Origin of the sequence: Microbacterium sp. ISL-103 (assembly GCF_018613995.1) — a bacterium.
Lineage (GTDB): Bacteria > Actinomycetota > Actinomycetes > Actinomycetales > Microbacteriaceae > Microbacterium.
In genome coordinates this window covers 1-5,905 of sequence record NZ_JAGGPD010000195.1, presented here as the reverse complement: position 1 = coordinate 5,905, position 5,905 = coordinate 1, and the positions used below count along the sequence as shown (strand labels likewise).

Genomic DNA, 5,905 nt, shown 5'->3' with positions numbered 1-5,905 from the left:
CGCCGGCGGGGTTCTTCCGCGAGCGCGCGGGGGTCGTGCTCACCGGGGGGTCGCTGCTCGGGCGCGGATACGAGCGCTACGTGCGGGTCGTGTTCGCGACGCCTCGGCCGGTGCTCGCCGAGGCTCTCGCCGCGATGGGGGATGCGGTCCGCACGCGCTGACGCGTTGCGTCGTGCGTCGCGCCCTCCCGCGTCGCGCCCGTGCGGACGCGGGGTCAGTCCCGCATCCGAGAAGCCGAGTTCCGGTGCGCGGGGTCAGTTCGCCACCTTGCGGCGGGTGCGGGGTCAGTTGCGCATCCGAATCGCCGAGTTCCGGTGCGCAACTGGCCCCGCGCGCGCCCGCGCCCGCACGCGCTGAACGAGATGAGAGACATCCACGCCTCGCAGCCTGTAGATTAAATATAACTATTGGCTGACACGAACGGACCGGCGTGCTCTACAAGCGGGTGTACGAAGCGTTGCGCGAGTCGATCTCGCAGGGGGAGTATGCGGTCGGTGACCGGCTGCCCTCCGAGGCCGAGCTCTCGAGCCGGTTCGAGGTGAGCCCGATCACGGTGAAGCGGGCCCTCGAGCTGTTGCGTGGCGACGGCATGATCATGCGCCGCCCCCGCATCGGCACCGTCGTCACCAGCGCGACCCCGACGGCGCCGACGCCTCAGACATCGTCCCGTGCGCATACCGACCCGGACCGCGGCCCATCGCTCATCGGCTGCGTCATCACGAGCTTCGACGACACCTTCGGCAACAAGGTGATCGAGGGCATCCTGGCCGCCACCGGTGCCGACACGCACGTCGTGTTCAAGCGCTCAGGAGGAGACCTCGCCGAGGAGGACGCGTGCATCCGCGCGCTCGTCGGAGCCGGAGTCGAGGGCCTGATCCTGCTTCCCAGCTCGTCGGAGTACATCCCTCCCGCAGCCCTCGAACTGGTCGCGCAGAAGTTCCCCGTCGTCATCCTCGATCGACTGTTCGACGGCATCCCGGTCTCGGCCGTGTGCTCCGACAACCTCGCCGGCGGACGCGCGGCGACGGAGCACCTGCTCGACCTCGGACACAAGACCATCGGGTTCGTGAGCTCGACCAGTCATGTCTCGTCGAGCGACGATCGCCGCAACGGCTACATCCACGCGCACGCGTCGAATCACCTGCCCCTCGAGAACAGCGCCGAGCTGCGCACCATCGGATCGACGGTGCCGGGCAGCGATGACACCATCGAGCAGGACATCGCGCGACTGGTCGAATTCGTCGAGCGGCATCCCGACATCACCGGCTACGTCGCAGCGGAGTACAACATCGCGCTGATGCTGCGCGAAGCGTGCCACCGCCTGGGACTCGAGGTGCCGACCGACATCTCGATCGTCTGCTTCGACCACCCCGACGCGACGTTCGACACCCGACTGTTCCGCTACACGCACATCCGTCAGGAGCAGCGCACGCTCGGCGAGAAGGCGGTCGAGTCGGTGAGGCGCCAGATCAGCGCCCCGAGCGAGATCGAGAAGGTCGTGCTGTCGACGGAACTCGTGATCGGCGCCTCGTCGGCTGCTGCACGCGCCTGACCGCGGTGTCACCCCGCGTTCGCGTCCATAGCTCCGGAAGAACGCAGCGGTGGGCGGCTGAATCGGGCCGTTCGGGGCAAGCCGGCCCCGGATCTCCGGAGTTGTGGAGCGCTGACGCGGAAGACCGCCCCGCCCGGACGCAGAGATCCGCCCGCAGGCCGAAGCCCACGGGCGGATCACCGAGAGAATCTCAGAGCGGATGCCGTCAGCGTGGCGCGCCCACGGCAGCCGCACCAACCCCAGCCGCACCCGCACCCGCATCCGCCCCCACGTCAGCCCCGGCCGCCCGCGCCTCGAGCCGTGCCCGCTGCTCGACGGCGAAGATCGCGCTGACCATGGTCGAGTAGGGGATCCACTCCACCGGCGGCTGCGACCAGTCGTTGCCCGGCCGCAGGTGTCCGTCGACCACCCCGTTCTGCCACAGTGCGTCGGTCCCCGCACGCAGGAACCGCTCGAGCTCGACCCGCTCCGACGCGAACGAGTCCGACCCGGCCAGCACCGCGAGCAGTTCACCGAGGTAGCGGTAGTAGACGCCCTTGAAGAGGCCCTCGTCGCCGCCGTCTCCTTCATCGGGGAAGACGGTTCCGTCGCTGAGTTCGCGCACGGCGGTGGTCGCCGTCTGCACGGCCCGCTGCAGGAACGCGTCGTCGCCGGTCGCGCCGAAGAGCTCGACCGCGGCGCCGACGTAGAGCCCCTGGTTGTAGGTGAAGCGCCACTGCGTGTCGACCGCGCCGTCGCCCTCGCGGTTGATGCCGTCTTCGACGAATCCGTCGTCTCCGACGAGAGTCGCGGTCAGCCAGTCGAACGCCCGACGCGCAGACGACAGATAGTCGCGCGACGCGTCGAGACGACTCAACCGCACTCCGAGGATCACGAGAGGCCCGTTCGCCGGAGTGTTCTTGTACGCGAGCTGCTGCGTGCGCCAGGCGAGACTCCACCCGAGAGTCTCGTTCCACCCCTCGGCGATGACGTGATCCCAGATGGCGATCGCCTCGTCGAGATACCGCTGCTCGCCGGTCGCCCGATGCACCCGTTCGAGCGCGAGGGCGAACCACAGCATGTCGTCGAAGTAGTCGTTGAAGAGCTGCCCGCCGTTGCGTTCGACGATGTTGTCGCGGGCGGCGATCGCCTGCTCGATCCACGCGTCGTCGGCCGTGCGAACCCAGGCATCGACCCGGGCGTCGATCACGTGGGCCAGCCACCAGTAGTTGAAGACCTCGGTGTTGCCGCGGTCGTGCGGGTGGCTGTTCGCGAGGAACTGGATGCCGGGGGCACCGAAGAAGTGGTCGAGGCTCTGCTGCGCGGTGTCGGCGCGGGCCGACCAGGTGTGCGCGGAAGTGCTGGTCATGTTCCTTTTTCCTGGGGTCGATTCGGGAGAGGGGAGAGAGGAGAGGGGGAGCGCGGAATCCGACTCAGCGGTTCTGCTCGAGCAGCTGGTCGCCCTGCTCCTGGGCATCCTTCAGCGCCTGCTCGGCCGAGATCTCGCCCGAGAGGAACCGCTCGAGGGCGGGCACGAGAGCCTTGCCCTCGACGTCAGAGAAGCCCTGCACGTTGGGGCGGGTCTGGGCGTAGTTCATCGTCTCGATGAAGGCGGCGTAGTGCTCGTCCTCCGTGAAGAACGGGTCGTTGGCGGCCTCGATGTTGGCCGGGATCCAGCCCGAGATCTCACCGAACGCGACACCGTTCTCGGCCTCGGTCGTCCACCACTTCATGAACTCCCACGCGCCTTCGGCGTTCTTCGCGCCCTCGGGGATGACGAGTCCGAAGCCGCCCATGTAGGCGCCCTGCTCGCCGTTGGGTCCGGCCGGCGGCTGCACGACGCCGTACTCGAGGCCATCGACCTGGTCGAGGGTCGAGAGCGCCCAAGGGCCGTCGAGCTTCATCGCCGTGCGGCTCTCGGCGAACGAGTCGCCAGTGTCGCCGAAGCCCTGCTCGTAGACGCCGGCATCCAGCAGGCTCTGCCAGAAGTTCAGCACCTCGAGGCCTTCGGGGCTGTTGAACGCCGTCTTGGTCTCGTCGTCGTTGAGCAGCTGGCCACCCGCCTGTGCGAGGTACATGTTGAACAGGCCGGGGTCGCTGAGGTCGAGGCCTGCCTGCGTCAGCTTGCCGCCGTCCTTCACGGTGAGCGCCTCGGCAGCGGTCTTCAGCTCGTCCCAGTCGGTCGGGGCCTCGCTGCCGGCATCCGTCAGCAGAGCATGGTTGAACAGCAGCGACCGGTTGTCGACGAGCAGCGGCAGGCCATAGAGCTCGCCGTCGACCTCCATCTCGCCGAGCGCGGGCTCGTAGAAGATGCTCGTGTCGACGGCATCCTCTTTCATGAACTCGTCGATCGGGGCGAGTGCTCCCTTGGGCGCGTAGAGCGAGGTCTGATAGCGGTCCCAGAGCACGACGTCGGGCACCTGGCCGCCGGCGAGCGAGGTGAGCAGCTTCTCTTCGACGAGTTCCTGCGGAACGTACGAGACCTCGTAGTCGTCCTGCGACTCGTTGAACCGCTCGGCCTGGGCTTCGAGCTGGTCGACCTGGTCGCCCGACCATGAGCCCCACATGACGACGGGTTCGGGGCCGTCTCCACCGCCGGCATCAGTGCCGGAGGCGCAACCGGCGACGGTCACGACGAGGGACGCCGTGGCGAACACGGTCAGGACTCTCAGGTGCTTCTTCATCGAAATCTCCTTGATGTGGTGAGTGTGGTGGGGGTGATGCGTGTGGTGGGAAGGGAGAGCTGCTGGGTCATTTCGAGCCGACGTGGGCGACGCCCTCGATGATGTAGCGCTGCGCGAAGAGGAACACGAGCAGCACGGGCAGGCTGGCGATCACGGTGCCGGCCATGAGGGGGCCGTAGGCGGTCTCGTAGTTGTTGACGAACGAGGCGAGGCCGACCTGGACGGTCATCATGTCCTGACTGTTGAGCACGATCAGCGGCCACAGGAAGTTGTTCCAGCCGGCCTGGAAGCTGATGATGCCGAGCACCGCGAGCCCTGCCTTCGCGAGCGGGAAGTAGATGATCGCGAAGATGCGGAACTCGCTCGCGCCGTCGATGCGGGCGGCTTCGCCGAGTTCGTCGGGCAGCGTCTCGAAGAACTGCTTCATGAAGAAGACGGCGAAGGCTCCGGCGGCACCGGGGATGATGACGGCCCAGTACGTGTTGATCAGGCCGAGTCCGCCCTGTCCGAAGACGTCGTTGCCGCCGGCGAACGGGATCGACCGCAGGATCAGGAACGACGGGATCATCGTGATGATGCCGGGGATCATGAGCGACGAGAGGAACACCGCGAAGACCGCCGCTCGTCCCTTGAACTGCAGTTTGGCCAGGGCGTAGCCGCCGAGAGCGCCGAAGAAGATGTTCGTCGCCGCGCCGCCGATGCCGAGCACGAGCGAGTTCACGAAGTAGCGCCCGAACGGCACCTCGTCGAACACCTGCAGGTAGTTGTCGAGGGTTGCGTTCGCGGGGATCAGGTTGAGGGCCCCCGACAGGATCTCGGTGGCGGGCTTCAGCGAGGTCGAGATCGTCCAGACGAGAGGGGCGACGGTGACGACGCTGATCAGGATGACGCCGATGTACCAGCCGACCGTCGCGATGCGCTTGCGGGTCGTCGGCTTGCGACGTGAAGGCAGGGGCGGGGCCACGGGAGTGCCGGCGGCCAGCGCCGTCTCGATGGCGCGGCCACCGCTCAGCGTGTTCGTCATCAGGCACCCTTCCGGTTGTTGAGCTTCGCGTTCAGCAGCGAGAACACGAGGATGATCAGGAAGAGCACGAACGACAGGGCCGACGCGTAACCCATCTCGAGCGCGCCGAAGCCCTTGTTGTAGATGTAATAGACCATGGTCACGGTCGAGTTGCCGGGGCCGCCCTTGGTCAGCACGTAGGCCTGGTCGAAGACCTGGAAGGCGCCGATGATGAGCAGGGTCGACACGAGGAACGTCGTGCGGGTCAGCGACGGCAGCGTCACGTAGCGGAACTGCTGCCAGGCGTTCGCGCCGTCGAGGCGGGCTGCTTCATAGAGCTCGCCCGGCACACCCTGCAGGCCGCCGAGGAAGATGATCATGTTGGCGCCGAATCCGGCCCACACGCTCATCATGACGATCGCGATCATCGCCCACTGCGACTCGTAGAGCCACGCGGGTCCGTCGATGCCGAACCAGCTGAGGGCCACATTGAGCAGGCCGTTCTGCGGGTTCAGCATCCAGAACCAGATCGTCGCGGTCGCCACCGTCGAGGCGACGACCGGGATGTAGAAGAGGGTGCGGAACAGGCGCACCGCGCGGTGGCGGCGGTTGAGCAGCAGAGCGGTGCCGAGCGCGACGACGAGGCCCGCCGGCACGTAGAGCACCGTGTAGTAGGCCGTGTTGCGC

General features: G+C 67.3%; 5 protein-coding genes. 1 reads left to right on the top strand and 4 read right to left on the bottom strand.

Annotated elements, in window-relative coordinates; translation table 11 throughout:
* Positions 1-430 precede the first annotated feature (430 nt).
* A complete protein-coding gene (locus tag J7E68_RS08175; protein WP_215171573.1) occupies positions 431-1,552 on the top strand; it encodes a GntR family transcriptional regulator in 1,122 nt (373 codons plus the stop codon).
* Positions 1,553-1,757: 205 nt separating this feature from the next.
* On the opposite strand, the gene J7E68_RS08170 is transcribed toward J7E68_RS08175, so the two are convergent.
* The 4 genes from J7E68_RS08170 to J7E68_RS08155 form a co-directional block, all read right to left on the bottom strand.
* Complete coding sequence (locus tag J7E68_RS08170) at positions 1,758-2,900, bottom strand: glycoside hydrolase family 76 protein (protein ID WP_215171571.1); 1,143 nt, start codon at positions 2,898-2,900, stop codon at positions 1,758-1,760.
* 64 nt (positions 2,901-2,964) lie between these two features.
* Positions 2,965-4,215, bottom strand: a complete 1,251-nt coding sequence (locus J7E68_RS08165) for an ABC transporter substrate-binding protein (protein WP_215171569.1) — start codon at positions 4,213-4,215, stop codon at positions 2,965-2,967.
* A 67-nt stretch (positions 4,216-4,282) separates the two neighbouring features.
* Positions 4,283-5,239, bottom strand: coding sequence for a carbohydrate ABC transporter permease (locus J7E68_RS08160; RefSeq protein ID WP_215171567.1), 957 nt, complete (start codon positions 5,237-5,239; stop codon positions 4,283-4,285).
* Positions 5,239-5,905: carbohydrate ABC transporter permease (locus tag J7E68_RS08155; RefSeq protein ID WP_215171566.1), on the bottom strand; the 667-nt coding region annotated here is incomplete at its 5' end. The genes J7E68_RS08160 and J7E68_RS08155, both read right to left, overlap by 1 nt.

Bases quoted from the DNA above. Each gene is read 5' to 3' on its own strand.
- J7E68_RS08165 (WP_215171569.1), bottom strand. From the start codon at position 4,215: ATGAAGAAGCACCTGAGAGTCCTGACCGTGTTCGCCACGGCGTCCCTC.
- J7E68_RS08170 (WP_215171571.1), bottom strand. From the start codon at position 2,900: ATGACCAGCACTTCCGCGCACACCTGGTCGGCCCGCGCCGACACCGCG.
- J7E68_RS08160 (WP_215171567.1), bottom strand. From the start codon at position 5,239: ATGACGAACACGCTGAGCGGTGGCCGCGCCATCGAGACGGCGCTGGCC.